The organism is Terrabacter koreensis (assembly GCF_054783315.1).
The window spans coordinates 1-21,760 of the sequence record NZ_BAAGQU010000001.1; the positions used below are offsets into that span (position 1 = coordinate 1).

Below are 21,760 nucleotides of genomic sequence, written 5' to 3' on the forward strand. Positions count from 1 at the left end.
CACAGCGCCCTCGGAGGCAAACCACCAACCAGCCGGCTGCTACCAACCTGATGGCCGGGTACACCTAGTCGCCCGAGCGCTCGGCGGTTCGGCCACGGCGACGATGCGCCGCACCCACGCCGAGATCGAGCACCAGGTCTCGCGGCTGCGGCGCCTGCTCACCGGCATCGTCCCGGGCCAGGTCACCCCCGAGGACGTCACCGAGCTGCGCCGGCTGCTCTACGGGCTCTACGCCGTGTGCCGCCTCCACAACAGCCAGGAGGAGGAGGGCGCCTTCGCTCTCGTCCCCTCCGGGCCCGCCCCGGCGCGACGGCCAGGTCGCCATCGTGCGCCGGGCTGAGACGCGGACTGCGTATGCCGGGTGGCCGCCGGGGCGCCGGCGACGCGGCGGCGACGTCGAGCGACGACGGGGCGGACGGCATACGCACGTGTGCGCGACCGCCATACTGAGCCTGCCGTACGGCGCGGCAGGAGACCGGCAACGGAGGCTGGCATGACGACCGCGGGACTCGACCACACCTGGGTGGCCCACTACGCCGAGGGGGTGCCGGCCGGGATCGACGCTCCCACGGACTCACTTGTCGACCTGCTGACCGCGGCCGTTGCCGCGTACGGGCCGCGTCCGGCTCTCGAGTTCTTCGGCGCCGAGCTCACCTACACGGAGCTGGGACGGCGCGTCGACCTGGCGGCCGAGGGGCTGCGCCGGCTCGGTGTGCTGCAGGGCGACCGCGTCGCGCTCGTGCTGCCGAACTGTCCCGAGCACATCGTCGCGTTCTACGCGGTGCTCCGGCTCGGGGCGGTCGTCGTGGAGCACAACCCGCTCTACACACCGACGGAGATGGCCCACCAGTTCGCGGACCACGGGGCGACCGTCGCTGTCGTGTGGGACAAGGTCGCCGGTGCCGTCGCAGACCTCCCGGGGGTCGAGCACGTCGTCGCCGTCGACATCACGGCCTCGATGCCGTGGACGAAGCGGATGGCGCTGCGGCTGCCGGTTCGTCGGGCTCGGGAGCTGCAGGCCCAGCTCACGGGGCCGTCGACCGGCACGAGGCCGTGGTCCGACCTGCTGCGGCACGGCCCGCTCGCGCCGTCCGTGCGCCGACCGGGCGTGGACGACCTCGCGGCGATCCAGTACACGAGCGGCACGACCGGCGTGCCCAAGGGCGCCATGCTCAGCCACCGCAACCTCGTGGCCAACGCCGCACAGGGCCGCGCCTGGGTGCCTGGCCTGCGACCGGGACAGGAGGTCGTGTACGCCGTGCTGCCGATGTTCCACGCGTACGGCATGACCCTCTGCCTCACCTTCGCGATGAGTGTGGGCGCACGGCTCGTCCTCTTCCCGAGGTTCGACGTCGACCTCGTGCTCGCCGCGGCCCAGAAGCATCCGCCGACCTTCCTGCCGGCAGTGCCGCCCATCTACCAGCGGCTCGCCACGGCGGCTCGCGAGCGCGGGATCGACCTGACCGCAGCGAGATTCGCGATCTCAGGCGCCATGGCGCTGCCCCGCGAGGCCCTGGAGCTGTGGGAGGAGGTGACCGGCGGCCTCCTCGTCGAGGGCTACGGGCTCACCGAGACCTCGCCCGTCGCGATCGGCAACCCCATCGGCCGTGAGCGGCGACCGGGAGCCGTGGGCGTGCCCTTCCCGAGCACCGACATCCGCGTCGTCGATCCGGACGACCCGACCCACGACCGTCCCGTCGGCGAGCGTGGCGAGCTGCTCATCCGTGGGCCGCAGGTCTTCGGCGGGTACTGGGGCAAGCCCGAGGAGACGGCAAAGGCGCTGCTCGCCGACGGCTGGTTCCGCACCGGCGACATCGTCGTCGTCGATGAGGACGGCTTCGTCTCGGTGGTGGACCGCATCAAGGAGCTCATCATCACGGGCGGCTTCAACGTGATGCCGTCGGAGGTCGAGGCCGTCGTGCGCAGCATCCCCGGCGTCACCGATGCCGCCGTCGTCGGCCTGCCCAGGACGGACGGCAGCGAAGAGGTCGTGGCGGTCGTGACCGTCGAGCCGGGGGTGGAGCTCGAGGTCGACGACGTGCGCGCGCTGTGTCGGTCCCGGCTCGCCGCGTACAAGGTTCCCCGCTGGGTCGTGGTCGTCGACGAGCTGCCGCGCTCCCAGATCGGGAAGGTCCTGCGCAAGCAGGTGCGAGACGGCCTCATCGAGGGCTGAAGGGCGGCCCGACGTGGACTCCCGACCAGCCAGGGGTCACCCGGTCGCGGCGGGCTGCTCGAAGACGATGGCCATGGGGGTCTGCTCCGAGCCCTGGCCGAGCGGGTTGTCGGCGAACATCAGCTCGTAGTGCTCCTTCGACCCGGGCGCGTCCTTGCCGAGCACGTTGCGGCCGATGTCGTTGGCGTCCATGACGACGGTGCCGCCGAACGAGTCCCGGTATGCCGCCGGCACCCGCTCGCGGATCGCCGCCGACAGGCGCGCAGCGACCTCGTCGGGGTCCTTCGGGCCGAGCTTGGCCGACACGTTGGCCGGGTAGACGGAGTACTCGGTGGGGCCGTCGATGGCGCGGATGTCGCCGCCCACCAGGTCGTAGAAGAGCCCTCGCTTGCCGAGCACCTTGCCGATGGCGCCGCCGGCCGACGCGAAGAGGACGCGCGGCAGGCCGGCCTCCTCGATGGCCAGCTGCATCGTGAACGGCGACCCGAGCCCGATGCCCGCCGGCGTGCGCGTGACGTAGCGGCTCAGCAGGCGCGCCGGGCGACCGACCTTGATGTCCCAGATGAAGAACGACCGGCCCTGCGTGATGGCGACGATCTTCTCGGAGATGAAGAAGTACCAACGGCCCGTCGTCGCCGCGACGTGCTCGTCGCCGGCCTCGAGCAGGCCCGAGAAGAACCGGTCGATGTAGGCCATCGTCTTGGCCTCGAGGTCGTCCTCGCGGGCGTAGAGGTCGGTGCGCAGCGGGTAGCGGCGAACCGTGGTGCCGTCGGCCGTCACGAGGTCGAGCTGCTTGCGGGCGTTGGGCTCGTAGTCGGTCTTGACCGGGGCGGCGGCGTCGCCGGTCTCGGCCTCGGGCGCGCGCTCGTCGAAGAACTCCTGCAGCCACAGCTCGACGTTGAGGATGCGCCAGATCGTCATCGAGTCGACGGAGTTGGTGCCCTTGATCCAGCCCTCGAAGGCGTGCAGCACCGCCGTCTGGTCGAAGTAGTGCCGGTTGGCGAACGACTCGGAGAGGAACTCGCCGTAGATGTGGTTCTTGAGGCGCATGAACCAGTCGGCCTGCGGTGTGCTCGCACCCACCTTGTCGCGGCGCTCCACGACCGGGTCGGGCAGCAGGCCGCGCATCGCGTCGCGGAGCACGCGCTTGCCGAGACCGTCCTTGATGAGGGCGGCGTCGTCGAGGCCGAAGACGAAGCGCGCCAGCTCGCGGTCGACGAACGGCAGCCTTACCGACACCCCGAACCGGCGGGCGTTCTTGTCGGTGGCGCGCAGCCGCGACGGCAGCGAGTCGACGAAGAGGTCGTCGACGAGGCGCTTGCGCAGGTCGGTGCGCTCGGTCTCGTGGGTCTCACCGGCGTGCGCGCGGGCGAATTCGGCGCCCAGGAGCGAGGTGACGGCGACGGCCTTGCGGCCGCGCAGCCGGTCGCCGACGTGGGGACGCCCGCGGCGCACGAGCACGTCGAGGGAGCGGCCCAGCTCGGAGGCGGCGAGCGCCGCGCTGCGGCCCTTGAGCCCGCGCAGGTGGATCAGGTGGTGCGCCCCGAAGCCGCCGAGCAGCTCGTCGCCGCCGTGTCCGTCGAGCACGACGGCGTCGCGCTGCGCGGCCTCCTGCAGCACGCGGTACTGCGTGTAGGGACCCGTCGAACCGAGCGGCTCCTCCTGGGTGCGCACGAGGTCGCGCATGTCCTTCTTGAACTCCGACGGGGTCGGCTCGAAGCGGTGCGCGTCGACCCGCGACCCGAGCGACGCCGTGACGGCGTCGACCTGCGCCTGCTCGTCGATGCGCGAGCCCGGGTAGACCGCGGACCACGTGTCCTGCACGTCCGACCCGCCCGCCTCCCGCTCGACCGCGTCGACGAGCGCGGCGATGGCCGCGGAGTCGATGCCGCCGGACAGCGCGGTGCCCACGCGCCCCGGGGAGGCCGACCGACGGCGTACGGCCGCGGTGAGCAACGAGCGGAACTCGTCCGCCGCAGCCGGCGTGTAGGCACGCGGCGAGCGGGCGAGCTCGGCGAGCTCCTCACGCAGCCGGGTGTAGCGCCGGCGCTCGATGCCCTGGGGTCCGAGCGTCACGACCTCGCCTGCGCCGACGCGCTCGATGCCGGCGAAGAAGGTCGCCGGGCCGTCGTCGTGGACCCGGAAGCGCAGGTAGCGGTAGATGGTGCGGTCGTCGGGGCGGCGCTCGTGGTGGCCGCTGTCGAGGATGCCCCGGATCTCGCTCGCCACGAGCCATCCCGACCCGGCGGCGGCGACGTAGAGCGGACGCACGCCGAAGTGGTCGCGCGCCAGCGTCATGGTGCGGGTGTCGCGGTCCCACACGGCCAGGGCGAACGCGCCGTCGAGCCGGTCGAGGCCGTCGGTGCCCCACTCGGTGAACGCGGTGAGCACGACCTCGGCGTCGCTGCCCACACCGAAGTCGTGGCCGAGCGTCTCGAGGTCGGCACGCAGCTCGGACCGGTTGTAGAGCTCGCCGTCGAAGGCGAGCGTGAAACGACCGCCGCGGCCGGTCGAGAGCCGGTCCAGCCCCGTCGCGTCGTGCGCCGGGCGAGCAGCCAGCCCGGCGTCGCCGTCGCGCGCCGTCGACGCAGGGCCCGCGCCCGGATGCGTCGCGAGCAGTCGGTCGAGCAGGGCCTCGTCGGCGTGGACACCCAGGTGTCCGGCGATTCCGCACATGGGGTCAACCCTAGACGGGCGGCGACCCGGGCCGCCCCACCCCCGCCGTGCCCCGCACCGGCGCCGCACAAAACTCGCGAGAACGTGAACCGGGCTGCCGCGGATGAGCGTCGTCCATTGGGGAGCACCCTCAACGGAGAAGGAGCACGTCATGCACCGACCGACCCGCAGTGCCGCACTCGTGGCAGGAGCCGTCCTCGGCCTCACCACCCTCGTGGCCCCCACCGCCTCCGCGAGCGACAGCTCGTCCGGCCACCACCGGTCCGGCCACACCATCCTCCGCGCCCACCTCGAGGGCAGCATGCCTGACGGCCCGGTCATCGCCATGGTGGGACCCGGCGGCAGGCCGTGGGTCATCGACGAGGGCATGGCTCGCGTCCGCTCGGACGGGCGGGTCCGCGTACGTGTCGAGGGCCTCGTCATCCCCGGCACCGGCACCGGGGCGGTGAAGACGATCAGCGCGAGCGTGGTGTGCAACAACATGGTCGTCGGCACGACCAAGAGCGTCCCCCTCGACACCGACGGCGACGCCCGCCTCGACGGCAAGGTCTGGCTGCCGAAGTACTGCCACATGCCGCGGGTGCTGGTGAACCCGAACGGCAACCCGGGCGCCTACATCGCCGCCACGGGCCTCTGACCCGTCGACCCAGAGACTGCGTATGCCGCCTGGCCCCCCAGGCGGCATACGTTCGTCCGCGTGCGATGGCCTCAGTTCTCCGCACGCCACGGGGCAGTGTGCACGGTGGCGCTGCCACCGGAGCTGCTCCGGACGGTCACGGTGCCCGGGTCGTTTGCCTGCCAGGCGAACACGGTGCCGCCGTAACGCTGGCCATGACCGTTCTGGACCTCGCCGATGAGCCGGCCGTCGGCCCGGTAGGCGAACAGGCGCGCTGCCCGGTCCGAGCTCCGCGCGCTGACGAGCAGCTGCCCGCCCGAGGTGGCGGTGGCGTTCGTCCAGCACTTGTCGACGTCGACGCGGTCGGCTCCCACCGGCTGCACCGGCTGCACCGGCTGCCCCACTGAGGGTCCGGGCGGCGGCGCCACGGCCAGCGCAGCCGACGCCGCGGCCGTCGGCTGCGCGGGCCCGGGAGCTGCCGAAGCAGGCACGAGCGTGGCCGGCGACGCTGGTGCGGGAGTCTGGGCCCCGCAGGCCGACAGGAAGCCACCGGCGAGCACGGCCACCGTCGAGGCAAGGAGTCCACGCCGTGCCAGGTGGGGAAGGGACATTGCAGGACCTCCTCGAGAGCCGCTGGACCCGGCGCGCTTCTGGGCGGGCCGGGTGTGATGCACGTCGGGTACATGGACAGGGTTGCCGTCGGGGTCCGGGGGGAGGTGACCCCGACGACAACGTCCTGGGGTGCTCTCGAGGCGGTGGCGGCTCCCCCCGCGCCACGAGAGCGGGCGCTCCGGTGACTGCCGGGGTCGAGCGACCCCGGCAGCCACCGTCGGTCAGGCTGGTTACTGCCTGATCTTGTCGAGCTTCGACGGCGGGCTCGTCCCGATCACCGTTCCGGCCGCGTTGAGCGCCTTGACCGTGATCGGCGACTGCGCACACGGCGTGGCGTACGTGCCGCCGAGGTTGCAGGCGGGCGGCGGGGCGCCGACCGCGGTCACCGTGAACGAACCGGGTGCCACGAGGGACACGGTGAGGTTCGCCGCTCCCAGCGTCGCCGGGTCGAACGTCGTGCCCGACTCCGTCAGGTAGGGCAGCAGCCGCATCGAGCTCACGGTCGTGTCGGTCGACGTCGCCGTGACGATCAGCCGCTGCTTGCTGGTGCGGTACTCCACCGGCGTCAGGGTGATGTTCGTCGGCACGGCCGCCGTCACGGTCACGGTGACGGTGGTCGCCGGCGACGAGCCCTGGCTGTTGGTCGCCACGACGTCGAACGTGTAGGTGCCTGCGACAGTAGGCGTGAACTTCAGCTGCGACGAGCCGGTCGCGGTGGCCGCAGACGGTGTCTGCGAGGTCGTGACCGCCGTGCCGCCGCTCTGGGTCCAGGCCCACGTCGGCGTGGGCAGCGAGCTGCTCGTGGCCGTGAGGGTCACCAGGTTGCCGGCCGTCACCGTCTGGTTCTGGATCGGCGCGATGGTGGGCGGGGGTGCTGCCGCGACCGTGATGGTCGTGGCGACCGAGGCCACACCACAGGGGTTCGACGCGGTGAACGTCAGGTGGTACGTCCCGGCTGCCAGACCGGACGCGTTGAACGTCGGCGTGGTGGTGCTGGCACCGGTGAGCGCACCGTTCAGGTTGGTGCCGCCGGCTGCGGTTCCCGCCGTCCACTGGAGCGTGACCGGGCTGGAGGCTCCTGCCGGGATGCTGCCTGAGAGCTGGACGCTGCCACCGTTGGCCACCGAGTAGGGCGCGCCGTTGAGCGTCGGCGTCGCGCACACCACTGCGGGCGGGGTGACGTCGCTCGGCCACGGGTCGAGCACGCCGGCCTGCGTGCCGGTCAGCGACTGGTAGCCGCCGTAGGCGAGGAACGGGATCGTGTTGAAGTTGTTCTCGGGCACGGCGGTGCCAGGGACGTTCTCCGGGAAGATGTACTCGCCGATGGGGGCGTGGTACTGCCCGTAGTAGATGCCGTTGGCGGCCGTCTGGGAGCCCGGCGTTCCGGGGACCTGGCTGTTCGGGTTCGCCTCGATCGTGCCCGGCTTGAACTGCGAGCCACCGTCGATGACGGCTCGCACCTCACGGGTGGGCGGGATGAACTGACCGCCGGCAGGGGGCGTGCAGGCCTTCTGCGTCGCGACCGTCGCGGTGCATGGCGGACGGAACCGCCAGCGTCCGCGCACCGCACCGCCGGGAGGGCCGGGATCGGGCATGATCGTGCCCCACTCGCGGTCGCTGGTGGCGCCGGTGACCGGGTTGATGTCCACGCCGTAGAGGCGGACGAGACGTGTCTCGTCGGTGCTCATGCCCTCGAAGCGGGTGCGCACGGCTGCCTCACCCGCGCCGAAGACCGTCAGGCCACCGGTGCCGATGAGCGACACGTCCACGGACACGTAGGCCGGGTCGACACCGGGCTGGGTGTAGATGCCGAGGCTCGCGACGATCGTGTGGGCCGAGACGTACTTGACGCTGGCGGACTCCTCCACGAGGTTGCCGGCGAACGTGACGTAGTCACCGATCTCGAAGGGGGCCTGCTTGCGCGGGTCGGCGCAGGGGTTGCGAAGGCAGGTACCCGCGGTCACGTCGGCCGGCGAGTCCATGCGGAACATGGTGTAGGCCGCACCCAGCACGGGGAGCGCCGGCTGCGGGGTGATCCCCGACCTGTCCGTGCCGTCGTAGACCGGGCGGTTCGCCTGGGGGCACAGTGCGTCGTCGTCCGTCGTCGTCGGCGCCGAGCGCGGGATGCACATCGGGAAGCCGGTCTCGGCGAGGATCGTCGGGTTGTCCTGGTCGACCTGGAAGCGGTCGTCGGGCGACGCGGCGCGCCCGTAGCGCCCCGTGCCGGTCGTGCCGACCGCAGGATCGTTGATGCGGACGCGGGTGCCGGTGCCGGCCACGCCGGTCTTGCCGCCGACCTCGAGCTCGCCCGTGGTGTAGTCGATGAAGTTGACGTAGCCGGCCCCGTTGTTGAGGTCCTGCTGCGAGATGTCGACCATGCCCGCGATGTAGCGGTCACCGGACGCGTTGACGACGCGGTTGCCGACGACGTGCACCTCGTACGTCGTCAGCGGCTTGGGCGAGTCGGCCAGGGCCATGCCCGTCTGGGTCGGTCCCCACGGGGCCGGCGCGTGGGTGAAGAGCTCCTGCCAGGTGAGAGCGCTCGCCGGGAGGATGACGACGGTCTCCTTCGGGATGATGATCGTGTGCCCGTTGACGGTGAGCACGCCTCCGGAGTGCACGTCGGCAGGCGTGTCGACCGTTGCGGTCTGGATGAAACCGGTGATGTCGAACTGCGTGCTCGAGGCCACCACGGGGTTGATCGCGGGGGCGACGAGCGGTGCGACCGCACCGTTCGCGGCGTTGCTCGCCACCGGTGCCAGGCCTCCGGCGAGAGCGATGGCGGCTACGGCCGAGAGGAGTCGGCGTCGACGAGGCGAGCCACCCCCCTCACCCGATCCGCCGGCGGTGCGCCCGGTGAGCGCACCTTCCAGTTGACTGAACATTGCCGTCCTCCTCCTGCGTTCTTTCCTCGTGGTGGTGCTGGGTGTTTCGGCTCGGGTGGTGAGCCTCCGGGCGGTCATGCCGACACCGGTGTCACGGAGAGCTGCCTCGTCACGTCGTCGAGCAGCTGCTTGAGCCGGGACGAGTCGTCCTCGAACGCCCGCGTCAGCAGGCCGGCGTCGCCGACGGCGGGACCACGCGGCATACCGACGGCGTCCCTGGCGGGATCGGCGGCAAGGGCGAGGTGGAGCCGGAAGACGGCGTCGACCAGCTCGTCGAGCTCGTCGTCGTGGTGGTCCGCGTCGGCGCCGAGCAGCCGCGGGAAGACCTCCCGCACCCGCACGCCGGGTGGGCAGCCGAGCTCGGCCGCGAAGAGCGACCGGCAGGACGCGTACGCGCGCAGCCCGTCGGCGTGCTGGCCGCGCAGCTCGAACGACCGGAGCAGCACGAGCCACGCCGACTCGGAGAACTGGTCGCGCTGCAGTGCCTGGGCGGCCCAGCGTTCGGCCTGCCCGTGGGCTCCTGCGGAGAGTGCCAGCTCGGCTGCCTCGAGGGTGGCGCGCAGGACCTCGGCGTCGTGGGTCTCTCGCGCCTCGGTGACCCAGACCGCGTCCTCCTCGGGCAGCAGCGGCGCCTGGACGGCTGAGAGGGCCGAGGCGTAGCGGCTCAGCGCCGCGGCGGCGTCGGTGCCGGCCTCACGCGCGAGGACGAGGAGCCGCTCGAAGCGGTCGACGTCGAGCTCCATGCCGTCGACGTCGATCCGGTAGCCGCCGGCCATCGTGCGCACGGGGCTCTCGCCGGTGCCGAGCAGAGGCTCGAGACGGTGGCGCAGGAGGCTCACGTACGACTCGAGCGTCGCGGTCGCCCCGTGCGGAGCGGCCGAGCCCCACAGCAGCTCGATGAGCCGCGCCTTGGAGACACCGCTCCGGTGCAGGCAGAGCGCCAGCAGCACCTGCCGCGCCTTGGCGCCGCCGAGCTGGCGCGGGCCGAGCGTGGCACCTCCACCGCTCAGCGCCAGACCCCCACAGAGCCTGATGCTCAGACGTTCCCCGTGTCGCTTCATCACGATCCCCCCTCAAGGACGTGAGTCCATGATGGGAGCGGGTCCGCGGGGCGGCACGCGCCAGCATCGGTGGCCGGCCGCGCCGAAAATTGGGTGCCTTTTCGGCCTCGGACGGCACCGCCGACGTGTTACCCCCGTGACAAAAGAGGACGAAACCGAGGCGCGGTTCGGCTCAGGCGGTCACACCGTCACGTCGAGAAGTGAGCACTCGACGCAAGCTCAGCGTCGAGTGCTCAGTTCCGTACGGGGCCGCGGCGCCGGGACGAGGGCGCCGACGTCACTCCCACTCGATGGTGCCCGGCGGCTTGCTCGTGACGTCGAGCACGACCCGGTTGACCTCTTCGACCTCGTTGGTGATGCGCGTCGAGATGGTCGCCAGGACGTCGTAGGGCACGCGGGCCCAGTCGGCCGTCATCGCGTCCTCGGAGGCGACGGGCCGCAGCACGACCGGGTGGCCGTAGGTGCGGCCGTCGCCCTGGACGCCGACCGAACGGACGTCGGCGAGCAGCACGACGGGGCACTGCCAGATGTCGCGGTCGAGCCCGGCCTTCGTCAGCTCCTCGCGCGCGATCGCGTCGGCGCGACGCAGCACTGCGAGGCGCTCGGCGTCGACGGCGCCGATGATGCGGATGCCGAGGCCCGGGCCCGGGAACGGCTGGCGCCAGACGATGACCTCGGGCACGCCGAGCTCGAGGCCGACCTGGCGCACCTCGTCCTTGAAGAGCGTGCGCAGCGGCTCGATGAGCTTGAACTGCAGGTCGTCGGGCAGGCCGCCGACGTTGTGGTGGCTCTTGATGTTGGCCGCGCCCTCGCCGCCGCCCGACTCGACGACGTCAGGGTAGAGCGTGCCCTGGACGAGCCACTTGACGGGGTGCTCCTCGTCGCCGCGGTCGTGGACGACGTCACGCGCAGCCTGCTCGAAGACGCGGATGAACTGCTCGCCGATGATCTTGCGCTTCGTCTCGGGGTCGGTGACGCCGGCGAGCGCCTCGAGGAAGCGCTCGCGGGCGTCGACGACGACGAGGTCGACGCCCGTGGCCTCGACGAAGTCCTTCTCGACCTGCTCGGCCTCGCCCTCGCGGAGCAGGCCGTGGTCGACGAACACGCACGTCAGCTGGTCGCCGACGGCCTTCTGCACCAGGGCCGCCGCGACGGAGGAGTCGACGCCACCCGACAGGGCACAGAGCACGCGGTCCTCGCCGACCTGCTCGCGGATCGTCGTGACGAGGTCGTCGACGACGTGGCCGGGGGTCCAGTCGGGCGTGATGCGCGCGCCCTTCCAGAGGAAGTTCTCGAGGACCCGCTGGCCGTGCTCGGAGTGCAGCACCTCGGGGTGCCACTGCACGCCGTAGAGGCGCCGCTCGTCGTCCTCGAACGCGGCCACCGGCGTACCTGCCGTGGTGGCGGTGACGGCGAAGCCGTCGGGGGCGGCGCTGACGGAGTCGCCGTGCGACATCCACACGACCTGGCTCGGCGGCTGCCCGTCGAAGAGGGTCGACTCGACGTCGCTGATGGCTGCGTCGGTCTTGCCGTACTCGCGGGCTCCGGTGCGCGCCACGGTGCCGCCGAGGGCCTGGGCCATCGACTGGAAGCCGTAGCACATGCCGAAGACCGGGACGCCGGCCTCGAGCAACGCCGGGTCGAGGCGGGGGGCGCCGTCCTCGTAGACCGAGCTCGGGCCGCCGGAGAGGATGATCGCCGCGGGCTCCTTGGCGAGCATGTCGGCGACGCTCATCGAGTGAGGGACGACCTCGCTGTAGACCTGCGCCTCGCGCACCCGTCGGGCGATCAGCTGGGCGTACTGTGCGCCGAAGTCGACGACGAGGACGGGGTGGCTCTGCAGGTCGGTCGGTTGCGCTTCGCTCACGGGCGCCAGCCTATCTGCCCGGCAGGTGCGGCCCGGACCGCCGCCCGATGGGCGGCTCAGCCGGCCAGGTGCGCCCTCCCGGTCGCCCGGTAGTCCTTCGAGACCGTGTAGCCCCGACGGTCGAGGCGCAGCGCCTCGGTGCGCGCCACCTGCAGGTCACGGGCGCCGAGACGTGCGAGCGACCTCAGCACCATGACCTCCCGCGAGTCGCCGCCCTGCGCCGCGATGCGGACCCCCCCGACCCGGGGCGCGTAGTACTTCAGCTGGATGCCGTCGTCCGGAGCGTCGGGGGCCGACTCCTTGACCTCCACGACGCCGGAGTAGCAGCCCGTGGGCACGCAGACGCGCAGCCCCGTCGCCACGACCTACCCGACGTCGTAGAAGCCCACGGCGGGAGCGCGTCCCTGGACGAACGGCGGTGTCCCCGGCGCGGCCGTGCCCGGGACGAGAATCCCGGCGCGTGCGCCACGCACGCCGGTGACCCACGTGCTGGGGGCGCCGACGAAGGCGCCGTCCTCGTACTCCTCGGGGTACTCCCCCCGGGTCCACACGTTGCCGGCGTCGTCCTGGGCGAAGAACGCGAGCTCGGACTCGGTGAGCACGCCGTCGCTGTAGTCCCGGTCGAGGATGACGCGGGCATCCATCCCGTCGACCCTCTTGACGAGGTCGGTGACGACGAAGACCAGCTGGTGCCGGTGGGTGCCGTCGGCGTCGGTGACGGTGCCCTCGTACGTGTAGCGCGTGCCGGCAACGAGGGGGAAGTACGTCGCGGTCCCGCCGAGGGGGTGCGTGAAGCCGGGGGCGCCGGGCCTCACGAGGGCCGACACCGGTGTGAGGACCGCCGTCGGGGGCACCGCTGCAGCGGCGCGCTGTGCCGGTCCGACCAGGATCGCGCCGAGCCCGGCCATGAAGGGGAGCGCCCCGAACAGCCGGTCGGGCGTGAGCGACCGAGGGGTGCGGGCACGCTCTGCCGGCACCTGAGCCTGCGCCTGCCCCTGCGCCGAGGTCGTGGCCGAGGGCGACGTCAGGACGTCGGTGCGGGCCTCGGCCAGGGCGGATCCGGCGAGCACCACGAGGCACGCACCCACCGCGAGCACGGAGCGGCCGTGTCGCTGCGCCGCCACGGGGCCGGGCCCGCCCGCCCCGGGCGTCCTGCCGCCCCGGTCGGGCCGCGGGGGTCCGTCGCGGCTGCTGCTGCCGCGGGATGCCTCCTGCGCGTCCCGAAGGTCAACGTCTGCCGTGCCGATGAAGGTCATTGCGCCCCCCTTGCTGGAGGCCGTCGTGCTCAGTACCTCAAATCTAGGCAGGCGTCGAGACGTCCGCAGGTGAATCCCATATGTCTAAGACGGCCTGCAGCGCAACGGAATTCGGAGATAGAACGACATCTGCGGATTCGGGTCCCCAGCCCGCTTGGGTCCGGACCCACGGACTAGACGGACTCTGACCCGCCCACCGCGTAGGCCCGCGAGAGCAGCGCCTCGGTGGCGACCGTGTTGCGCCGCTCGGCGATCCACGGCACGACGGGGACGAAGCCGGCGAGCAGGTTCTTGACGATGCGACCCATGCCCCACGCGGACTTGATGCCGAGGTTCGCGACCGACGCGGCATACGCCATGTAGATGACGCCGTGGATCGGGCTCCAGTACTCGGTGAGCACGTTGGTCTGCTTGAAGGCGTACTTCATGACCATCTCGAGGATCAGCACGAACAGCGCGATGCCGGCCACGGTCGCGAGGACGCGGTAGATCGACAGGGCCGACCGGATCTGCTGCGGCTTGGCCAGGGTCTGGGGGTACGTGCTCACGTCGTCGCGCCTTCTCTCGGTGCGTCTCTCGGTGCAGCGACGGGGTCCTCCGCCTGCTGCTCTGCTCGGAACATCTTCCACCACATCCAGATCGCGAAGATCCCGAAGACCCACCACTGCACGGCGTATGCCGCGTTGCGCAGGTTCAGGGGGGCGTCGAGCGGTGGGGGCGGCACGCGGGTCAGGCCGGGCTGCGCGACGTCGGCGCCCGCGGTGGGGCCGGCCGTCTCCGCGGAGGCGAGGACGACGGCGTTGTAGAGGTCACCCGGCCATTCGTTGACGAGGACCGCGAGGTCGATGGAGCGCACCTGCGGCGCCGGCAGCGGAGTCCCGGGACGGGGCGACTCCCCCGGCCCGAGCGTGCCGCTGACCGTGACGACACCGACCGGCGGCGCCGGCACCGCGGACGGGGTGCCCTCGACGAACCCTCGGAGCACCGGCACGGTGCCACCGTCGGTGACCAGGGGCGTCACCACCCACGAGCCGACCCGGCCGCCCAGCCGACGGTCGACGACGAGCAGGCTGCGCTCGGCGGCATACGTGCCCGTGACGGTGACGGGACGGTTGGACAGCTCCGGACGGAAGTCGCTGTGGGCGGCCGTGACCTGCTGGAGCGGCGCCCGCCGCTGGGTCGAGGCGGCGGCGACCGCCTCCTGCCGGCCCGAGTCGCGGGCGACCCCGAGCTGCCACAGGCCGAGCCAGACGCAGGCGGCGACGACGACCAGCAGGCCGGCGATCATGCCGACCCAGCGGGGGGTGAGCAGCTGCCGGAACACGTCCCAAGGGTAGGTCACCCCCTCGTCTCCGACCTGCCCCGGGCACCCATCCGTGCCAGACTCCTGCGCCATGCCACCCTTGCGCCACCGTCGAGGCCGTATGCCGTCACGCGCCGTTCTCGTCGCGCCGGCAGTCCTGCTCGCGTGCGTCTCCCCCGTGGCGGCGTGCGGCACGGACATCCCGTCGACCCGGCCGACCGTGACGGTCTTCGTCGACGCGCCTGCCGGCACGAGACCGTCGGCACCGGCTCCGACCGCGACGTCGGCGCGCACCGTGAACCCCCAACCCTCCCCGAGCGGCGTCCCGACCCAGCTCGCCGCCGGACGACAGCGGGGCGCACCGCACTCCTACGCCGAGGCGCGCGCCCGCATCGTCGCGGCCCCGAGCGCCGCGTCGGTCACCGACCGCTTCGTGACCCCCAGCGGCAACATCGTGTGCAACCTCGGGGGCGCCCCGATGCCCGTTGCCGCGTGCGAGGTCCGGTCAGGTCGGGTCACCCCGCCGCTGCCCTCGATCTGCCCACCTGACGGGCCGAAGGACATCGGACGACTCGAGCTCGAGCGCACCGGGGCCTTCCCCGTCTGCAACTCCGACACGATCCGTGAGGGTGGCGAGCCGAAGCTGCCCTACGGCTCGCGCACCGCCTCGCTCGACCCGGTCGCCTGCCTCAGCGAGGAGGCCGGTGTCACGTGCGTCGACAGCGGGTCGCGGCACGGCTTCTTCGTCGCGCGCAGCACCTTCGTCACGTTCTAGCGGGCAGGCCCGAGGTCGGGGCGGCCGCTTCGAGCACGTAGGATTGCGGCCACGACCTGACGTGGACCGATCCGCGCACACCCGACGACCGAGGGGCCGCCGTGGCGCAACTGTTGCTCCTGCACCTGCTTGCCGCCGTCGTCGCGCCATGGCTCGCGAAAGTGCTTCGTAGGAAGGCCTTCCCGGTCCTCGCCGTCGCCCCCGCTGTCTCGTTCGGCTGGCTCGTCTCCGTCTCGAGTGACGTTCGCGCGGGCAACCTTCCGACACAACGCATCTCGTGGGTCCCGGGGCTCGGGATCGACCTCGACTTCCGGCTCACCACGCTGTCGTGGGTGCTCGCCCTCCTCGTCACCGGGGTCGGTGCGCTCGTGCTGCTCTACTGCACCTGGTACTTCGCGGAGCGCGACCCCACGCTCTGGCGCTTCACGTCCGTCTTCACCGCTTTCGCCGGCGCGATGCTCGGGCTGGTCCTCACCGACAACCTGCTCGTGCTCTACGTCTTCTGGGAGCTGACGACCGTCTTCTCCTACCTGCTCATCGGCCACAACCCGGCGAGCTCGACGAACCGTCGTGCGGCGATGCAGGCGCTCATCGTCACGACGTTCGGCGGCCTGGCGATGCTCATCGGCATCATCGCCGTCGGTGTCCACCACACCTACTCCATCAGCGAGCTCCTCGCCGACCCGCCGCCGCTCGACGCCGTCACCGTGACCGCGCTCGTGCTGCTCCTCGTGGGCGCCCTGTCGAAGTCGGCGCTCGTGCCGTTCCACTTCTGGCTGCCCGGCGCCATGGCCGCGCCGACGCCCGTGAGCGCCTACCTCCACGCCGCGGCGATGGTGAAGGCCGGCATCTACCTCGTGGCCCTGCTCGCGCCCGCGTTCGCCGGGGCTCCGGCCTGGCACGCGCTGACCGTCGGGCTCGGGCTCCTCACGATGCTCGTCGGTGGGTGGCGGGCGCTGCGGCAGCACGACATCAAGCTGCTCCTCGCCTACGGCACGGTGAGCCAGCTCGGCTTCATCGTCGCCATCGCGGGTCTCGGAACCAAGACCTCCGCACTGTCGGCGCTGGCCCTCGTCATCGCGCACGGCCTCTTCAAGTCGACGCTCTTCCTCACCGTCGGAGTCGTCGACAAGTGCACCGGCACGCGCGACCTGCGTGAGCTCTCTAGTGTCGGCCGACGGCTGTTGCCGGTGTCGGTCCCGGCCACGCTCGCTGCCCTGTCGATGGCAGGCATCATCCCGCTCGCCGGGTTCGTCTCCAAGGAGAGCGCGCTCGAGGCGCTGTGGCAGGACGTCCAGACCTCGACGCCACTTCCCGGCCCCTGGAGCTGGCTGGCCGTCACAGGGGTCGTCGCGGGGTCTGCCCTCACCGTCGCCTACACGGCCCGCTTCCTCTGGGGCGCCTTCGCGACGAAGCCGGGCGTCGACCCGACCCCGGTCAAGGCAGCCCACCCGGGCTTCGTGCTCTCGCCGCTGCTGCTCGGCGTCGGCTGCCTGCTCCTCGGGCTGCTCTCGCCGCTCGAGTCCCCGTGGCTCATGCCGTATGCCGTCTCGTCCCCGCTCGGCGACACCCCGCCCTCGCTCGCGCTGTGGCACGGCCTGACCGTGCCGCTCGGGCTCTCGCTCGTCTCGGTGGCCGTCGGACTGCTGCTCTTCGTCCGCCGCGACGTCGTCGGGCGGGCGCAGGCGAGGGTGCCAGCCCTCGTCGACGGCGAGCGCGGGTTCTCGCGCACCATGCGATGGGTCGACCGAGGCGCCGTCGAGACGACGGCCGTGACCCAGCGCGGCTCACTGCCCATCTACCTCGCCGCCATCCTCATCGTCTTCGTCGCCCTGCCCGGGGCCGCGGCCCTCACCCGGGGCACGCTGCCGTCGATCCGCTTGTGGGACAACGTCGGCCAGGCCGTCGTCGGGGTCTTCATGGTGGCCGCCGCCGTGCTGGTGCTCGTCACGCGACGCCGGCTCACGGCGGTCATGCTCGTCGGCGCCACCGGCTACGGCGTCTCGCTCCTCTTCGTCCTGCACGGCGCCCCCGACCTCGCGATCACCCAGATGCTCGTCGAGACCGTGTCGCTCGTCGTCTTCGTGCTGGCCCTTCGGCGACTTCCGACGAAGTTCACGCGCCACCCGCACTCGCCGTCGCGCACGTGGCGCATCGCCCTGGGCGTCGCCGTCGGCGCCTCGGTCGGACTCATCGCCCTCGTCGCGTCGGGCGGGCGCACCGCCGACCCGGTCTCAGCCGAGTTCCCCACGGAGGCCTACGCATTCGGCCACGGCAAGAACATCGTCAACGTCACCCTCGTCGACATCCGCGCGTGGGACACCCTCGGTGAGGTCTCGGTCCTCGTCGCGGCCGCCACCGGCATCGCGAGCCTCATCTTCGTGCGCACCCGCAACACGCGGCTCTCGCGGGCGACGGCCAAGGCGCTGCCCTCGAGCAACCCGGCACGGGGCACGTGGCTGCACGGCGGTCGCACCATGCGCAAGGAGAAGCGCTCGGTCATCTTCGAGGTCGTCACGCGACTGGTGTTCCACGTCATGCTGGCCGCCTCGCTCTTCCTCCTCTTCGCCGGGCACAACCAGCCCGGTGGCGGCTTCGCGGGCGGCCTCGTCGCCGGGCTCGCGCTCGTCGTGCGCTACCTCGCGGGCGGCCGCTACGAGCTCGACGAGGCGGCGCCCTTCGACGCCGGCCTGCTCGTCGGGCTGGGGCTGCTCGTCGCGGTCGGCTCGGCCCTGGCGCCGCTCGCCTTCGGCGGCACGATCCTCGAGACGACCGCCGTCGACTTCACGCTGCCGCCCTGGGGCGAGGTGCACCTCGTCACCTCGCTCTTCTTCGACATCGGCGTCTACCTCATCGTCGTCGGGATGATGCTCGACATCGTGCGCAGCCTCGGCACGGGCATCGACCGGCAGATCGCCGACGAGGAGTCCGAGCAGGAGCGGGAGGTGGCCCGCACGTGACCACCGTGGCCCCCACCCTCATCGAGTCGACGCTCCAGCCCAACCTCACCCTCGTGCTCGTGACCGTCTTCCTCGTCGCGACGGGCACCGCCCTGGCGCTCGACCGCAGCCTCGTGCGCGTGCTGCTCGGCATGGTGCTCATCGGCAACGGCGTGGCCGTGCTCTACCTCGTCATCAGCGGGCGAGCAGGTCGGGCGCCCTTCGTCGGCGAGGACCCCGCGGCGATCAGCGACCCGCTCCCCCAGGCGATGGTGCTCACCGCCATCGTCATCTCGCTCGCCACGATCGGCTTCCTCCTCGCGCTCTCCTACCGGCTGTGGCAGGTCTCCGGCACCGACGACGTGCCCGACGACGCCGAGGACGCCCGCATCCAGCGCCTCGCCCTCGAGGACCAGACGTCGTCGACCTACGACCCCTCCGAGGCGTCGACGACCACCTCGGACGAGCTGGCCGAGGAGGGCGTCGTCTCCGGCGCCGGGTCCTCGGGCACCGAGCCGTCCGCCACCGAGCCGTCCGGCACCGAGCCGTCCGGGACCATGACCGCCCGCGCGGGGGGCGATCCGAGATGACCGACTTCCCGGTGCCGAACCTCGTGCCCCTGCCGGTGCTGCTGCCGTTGCTCGGCGCAGCCCTGACGCTCGCCTTCCGCCGCTCCCCGCGCCTGCAGCGCAGCGTGAGCATCGTCGTGCTGGCGGCGGTCGTCACGGTCGCCGCGGTGCTCGTGTGGCAGACCGACGCGCGCGGACCGCAGGTGCTGTGGCTCGGCGCGTGGCAGGAGCCCCTCGGCATCTCGCTGGTCGCCGACCGGCTGAGCGCCCTCATGCTGCTCGTCTCCGGCATCGTGACCCTGCTCGTGCTCGTCTTCGCCATCGGCCAGGGACAGGCCGACAGCGACGAGGAGAACGAGAGCGAGACGCCGCTCACGATCTTCCACCCCACCTACCTCGTGCTCTCGGCGGGCGTCTCCAACGCCTTCCTCGCCGGTGACCTGTTCAACCTCTTCGTCGGCTTCGAGATCCTGCTCTTCAGCTCCTACGTGCTCATCACCGTGGGCGGTGCGGCGTCGCGCATCCACGCCGGCACGACGTACGTCGTCGTCAGCCTGCTCAGCTCGGCGCTCTTCCTCGTCGGCATCGCCGCCGTCTACGCGGCCACCGGCACCGTCAACCTCGCGCAGCTCGCGATCCGCATCGGCGACCTCGCCCCCGGCGTCGCCCTCGTGCTCCAGCTCTGCCTGCTCACCGCGTTCGCGATCAAGGCGGCGATCTTCCCGATGTCGGCCTGGCTGCCCGACAGCTACCCCACGGCCCCGGCACCGGTCACGGCCGTCTTCGCGGGCCTGCTGACGAAGGTCGGCGTCTACGCGATCATCCGCGTGCAGACCCTGCTCTTCCCCGACTCGCCGCTGCAGGGGCTGCTCATGTGGGCGGCCCTGCTGACGATGGTCATCGGCATCCTCGGCGCGGTGTCGCAGTCGGGCCTGAAGAGGATCCTGTCGTTCACGCTCGTCAGCCACATCGGCTACATGATCTTCGGCATCGCCCTCGCCACGCCCCACGGCACGGCCGGCGCGATCTTCTACGTCGCCCACCACATCACGATCCAGACGGCGCTCTTCCTCATCACGGGCCTCGTCGAGCGGCTCGGCGGCACCACCTCGCTCGACCGGCTCGGTGGGCTCGCGGTCGCGTCGCCGGTTCTGGCGACGCTCTTCTTCGTCTCGGCCATGAACCTGTCCGGCATCCCGCCGATGTCCGGGTTCCTGGCGAAGATCGGGCTGCTGCACGCCGGCATCGAGGTCGGCACACCGCTCGCCTGGCTCCTCGTCGTCGGCGGCATCGTCACGAGCCTGCTCACCCTCTACGCCCTGGCCAAGGTGTGGAGCCAGGCGTTCTGGCGCACCCTGGCCGACGCCCCACACTCGACCGAGACCGTCGCGGCCCTCGGTGCCGGCACCCTCGACGTCGACCCGGCCGCCGACCCGGCCACGGCCGTCGTCGTCGACACCGCTCCGCGCACCCTGCCCCGCACGATGCTGGGCGCCACCGCGGCGATGACGGCGGTCGGCCTCGCCATCACCCTCGTCGCCGGCCCGCTCTTCGCCTACACCCAGCGGGCCGCGAGCGACCTCGCGGCCCGTGACCCGTACATCACCACGGTGCTACCCCAGGACGTGCGGCGATGAGCGTGACCACCCGGCCGGCCGTGCCACCCCCGTCGCCCGAGCCCGACGCGCCGCGCCGTCGGCGCCGCGTGCTGCAGCCCCGCGCCGTGGCCACCATCGCCCTCGCCTGGGTGCTGCTGTGGGACCGCGTCACGTGGGGCAACGTCGTCAACGGCATCCTCGTCGGGCTCGTCGTCACCTACGCGTTCCCGCTGCCGTCGATCGAGTTCCAGGGGCGACTGCGGCCGCACCGGCTCGTGTGGCTCATCGTGCGGTTCCTGGCCGACCTCGTCGTCGCGTCGTGGCAGGTCATGCGCCTGGCCCTCGGCAGCCACCGGCCGCGCAACGCCGTGATCGAGGTGCAGCTGCGCTCACGCTCCGACTTCTACCTCACGATCACCGCCGAGCTCGTCGCGCTCGTTCCGGGCTCGGTCGTCGTCGACGCACGGCGGTCGACCTCGGTGCTCTACCTGCACCTGCTCGACGTGCACGACGAGGCGGGCATCGCCGCCCAGCGCGCCCACGTGCTCGAGGTCGAGCGCCGCGTGGTGCGCGCGTTCGGCTCGCGTGAGGAGATCGAGGCCGTCGAGGGCCCCCGAGACCCCGGCCCTGCTCCGGAGCGCCCCGACGAGGAGGAACAGCCATGACGATCGTGCTCGCCCTCTCGCTCGCGATGCTCGGCGGGGCGGCCGCCCTCGTGCTGGTGCGACTGTTCCGCGGCCCGAGCAACCTCGACCGCATCGTCGCGGCCGAGATCCTGCTCGTCATCGTCGTCGCGGGCGTCGCCATCGAGTCGGCGCGCCAGGGCACCTCGACCTACCTGCCGCTGCTCATGGTGCTCGGCCTCGTCGGCTTCGTCGGCGGGGTCGCCGTGACGCGCTTCCTGTCGCGCGACTCCGACGAGCCCACCGACGTGCGACGCGAGACGAAGGAGCAGCCATGACCTGGACGGACGTGCTCGACGCCGGCGGGGGCGTGTGCCTGCTCCTCGGTTCGTTCCTCTGCCTGGCCGGAGCCGTCGGGCTGATCCGCTTCCCCGACACGCTCTCCCGGCTGCACGCCGCCACCAAGCCGCAGACGCTCGGGCTCATCCTCATCCTCGCCGGGCTCGCGCTGACGCTGCGCACCTGGGCGGCCCTGACCACCCTGGTGCTGCTCGCGGCGACCCAGTTCTTCACCTCGCCCGTCTCGGCCCACCTCGTCGGGCGCGCCGCATACCGCAACCGCCGCGTCGACTCCGGCACCCTCGAGGTCGACGAGCTCTCCGACGCGCTCGAGCGCTCGGGGTGGGACCCCACGCGCTGACCGCGCCCTCCCGGTGAGCGGCCCGACGGCATACCCCATCGGGGTTTGACCTCACGTCCACTCGAACTCTTACGGTCGGGCCGTGACCCCGACGGAAAATGGCATGA

Annotated in this window: 19 protein-coding genes; 10 read left to right on the top strand and 9 right to left on the bottom strand. The window is 72.0% G+C overall.

From position 1 onward, the window contains the following. Positions 1-103: 103 nt before the first annotated feature. Positions 104-340, top strand: coding sequence for a hypothetical protein (locus ACYVNR_RS00005; protein WP_461045642.1), 237 nt, complete (start codon positions 104-106; stop codon positions 338-340). A gap of 153 nt (positions 341-493) precedes the next feature. Next, positions 494-2,173, top strand: coding sequence for a long-chain-fatty-acid--CoA ligase (locus ACYVNR_RS00010; protein WP_461045644.1), 1,680 nt, complete (start codon positions 494-496; stop codon positions 2,171-2,173). A 36-nt stretch (positions 2,174-2,209) separates the two neighbouring features. Here the strand turns inward: ACYVNR_RS00010 and asnB are convergent, their stop codons facing one another. Beyond that, a complete protein-coding gene (gene asnB / locus ACYVNR_RS00015; RefSeq protein ID WP_461045646.1) occupies positions 2,210-4,849 on the bottom strand; it encodes an asparagine synthase (glutamine-hydrolyzing) in 2,640 nt (879 codons plus the stop codon). A 151-nt stretch (positions 4,850-5,000) separates the two neighbouring features. On the opposite strand from asnB, the gene ACYVNR_RS00020 reads away from it, so the two are divergent. Beyond that, positions 5,001-5,486, top strand: coding sequence for a hypothetical protein (locus ACYVNR_RS00020; RefSeq protein ID WP_461045647.1), 486 nt, complete (start codon positions 5,001-5,003; stop codon positions 5,484-5,486). Positions 5,487-5,557: 71 nt separating this feature from the next. Here ACYVNR_RS00020 and ACYVNR_RS00025 read toward each other — a convergent pair whose 3' ends face one another. From ACYVNR_RS00025 to ACYVNR_RS00060, 8 genes are all read right to left on the bottom strand, one after another. Then, positions 5,558-6,076, bottom strand: coding sequence for a hypothetical protein (locus ACYVNR_RS00025; protein ID WP_461045649.1), 519 nt, complete (start codon positions 6,074-6,076; stop codon positions 5,558-5,560). Positions 6,077-6,307: 231 nt separating this feature from the next. After that, the gene (locus ACYVNR_RS00030) at positions 6,308-8,962 is read right to left on the bottom strand and encodes a PKD domain-containing protein (RefSeq protein WP_461045651.1); all 2,655 of its coding nucleotides are present in this window, start codon (positions 8,960-8,962) and stop codon (positions 6,308-6,310) included. A 74-nt stretch (positions 8,963-9,036) separates the two neighbouring features. Next, positions 9,037-10,023: an AfsR/SARP family transcriptional regulator gene (locus ACYVNR_RS00035; protein WP_052677055.1), complete on the bottom strand. Its 987-nt coding sequence runs from the start codon at positions 10,021-10,023 to the stop codon at positions 9,037-9,039. A gap of 277 nt (positions 10,024-10,300) precedes the next feature. Continuing rightward, positions 10,301-11,890, bottom strand: coding sequence for a glutamine-hydrolyzing GMP synthase (gene guaA / locus ACYVNR_RS00040; protein ID WP_045187557.1), 1,590 nt, complete (start codon positions 11,888-11,890; stop codon positions 10,301-10,303). A gap of 56 nt (positions 11,891-11,946) precedes the next feature. Next, positions 11,947-12,252, bottom strand: coding sequence for a hypothetical protein (locus tag ACYVNR_RS00045; RefSeq protein WP_461045655.1), 306 nt, complete (start codon positions 12,250-12,252; stop codon positions 11,947-11,949). 3 nt (positions 12,253-12,255) lie between these two features. After that, positions 12,256-13,146: a hypothetical protein gene (locus ACYVNR_RS00050; RefSeq protein WP_461045657.1), complete on the bottom strand. Its 891-nt coding sequence runs from the start codon at positions 13,144-13,146 to the stop codon at positions 12,256-12,258. A 173-nt stretch (positions 13,147-13,319) separates the two neighbouring features. After that, positions 13,320-13,694 carry a DUF3817 domain-containing protein gene (locus ACYVNR_RS00055; protein ID WP_045187559.1) on the bottom strand — a complete coding sequence of 125 codons (375 nt, stop codon included), beginning with the start codon at positions 13,692-13,694 and terminating at the stop codon, positions 13,320-13,322. Then, positions 13,691-14,470 carry an SURF1 family protein gene (locus ACYVNR_RS00060; RefSeq protein WP_045187561.1) on the bottom strand — a complete coding sequence of 260 codons (780 nt, stop codon included), beginning with the start codon at positions 14,468-14,470 and terminating at the stop codon, positions 13,691-13,693. Before ACYVNR_RS00060 ends, ACYVNR_RS00055 begins: the two co-directional genes overlap by 4 nt. Positions 14,471-14,540: 70 nt before the next feature. Between ACYVNR_RS00060 and ACYVNR_RS00065 the strand changes: the two genes are divergently transcribed. The 7 genes from ACYVNR_RS00065 to mnhG all read left to right on the top strand — a co-directional run bounded on the left by ACYVNR_RS00065 (position 14,541) and on the right by mnhG (position 21,653). Continuing rightward, positions 14,541-15,224 (top strand): hypothetical protein, encoded by a 684-nt coding sequence (locus tag ACYVNR_RS00065; RefSeq protein WP_458803060.1) that lies wholly within the window; start codon positions 14,541-14,543, stop codon positions 15,222-15,224. Between the two features lie 101 nt (positions 15,225-15,325). Then, positions 15,326-18,184 (top strand): Na+/H+ antiporter subunit A, encoded by a 2,859-nt coding sequence (locus ACYVNR_RS00070; RefSeq protein ID WP_461045659.1) that lies wholly within the window; start codon positions 15,326-15,328, stop codon positions 18,182-18,184. Further along, complete coding sequence (locus ACYVNR_RS00075; RefSeq protein ID WP_461045661.1) at positions 18,181-18,753, top strand: NADH-quinone oxidoreductase subunit K; 573 nt, start codon at positions 18,181-18,183, stop codon at positions 18,751-18,753. The genes ACYVNR_RS00070 and ACYVNR_RS00075 overlap by 4 nt, the downstream gene beginning before the upstream one ends. After that, a complete protein-coding gene (locus tag ACYVNR_RS00080; RefSeq protein ID WP_045187567.1) occupies positions 18,750-20,369 on the top strand; it encodes a Na+/H+ antiporter subunit D in 1,620 nt (539 codons plus the stop codon). The genes ACYVNR_RS00075 and ACYVNR_RS00080 overlap by 4 nt, the downstream gene beginning before the upstream one ends. After that, complete coding sequence (locus ACYVNR_RS00085; RefSeq protein ID WP_045187569.1) at positions 20,366-20,995, top strand: Na+/H+ antiporter subunit E; 630 nt, start codon at positions 20,366-20,368, stop codon at positions 20,993-20,995. The genes ACYVNR_RS00080 and ACYVNR_RS00085 overlap by 4 nt, the downstream gene beginning before the upstream one ends. After that, positions 20,992-21,291 (top strand): monovalent cation/H+ antiporter complex subunit F, encoded by a 300-nt coding sequence (locus ACYVNR_RS00090; RefSeq protein ID WP_045187571.1) that lies wholly within the window; start codon positions 20,992-20,994, stop codon positions 21,289-21,291. The genes ACYVNR_RS00085 and ACYVNR_RS00090 overlap by 4 nt, the downstream gene beginning before the upstream one ends. After that, positions 21,288-21,653, top strand: a complete 366-nt coding sequence (gene mnhG / locus ACYVNR_RS00095) for a monovalent cation/H(+) antiporter subunit G (protein WP_461045664.1) — start codon at positions 21,288-21,290, stop codon at positions 21,651-21,653. Before ACYVNR_RS00090 ends, mnhG begins: the two co-directional genes overlap by 4 nt. The last annotated feature ends 107 nt before the right edge of the window (positions 21,654-21,760 follow it).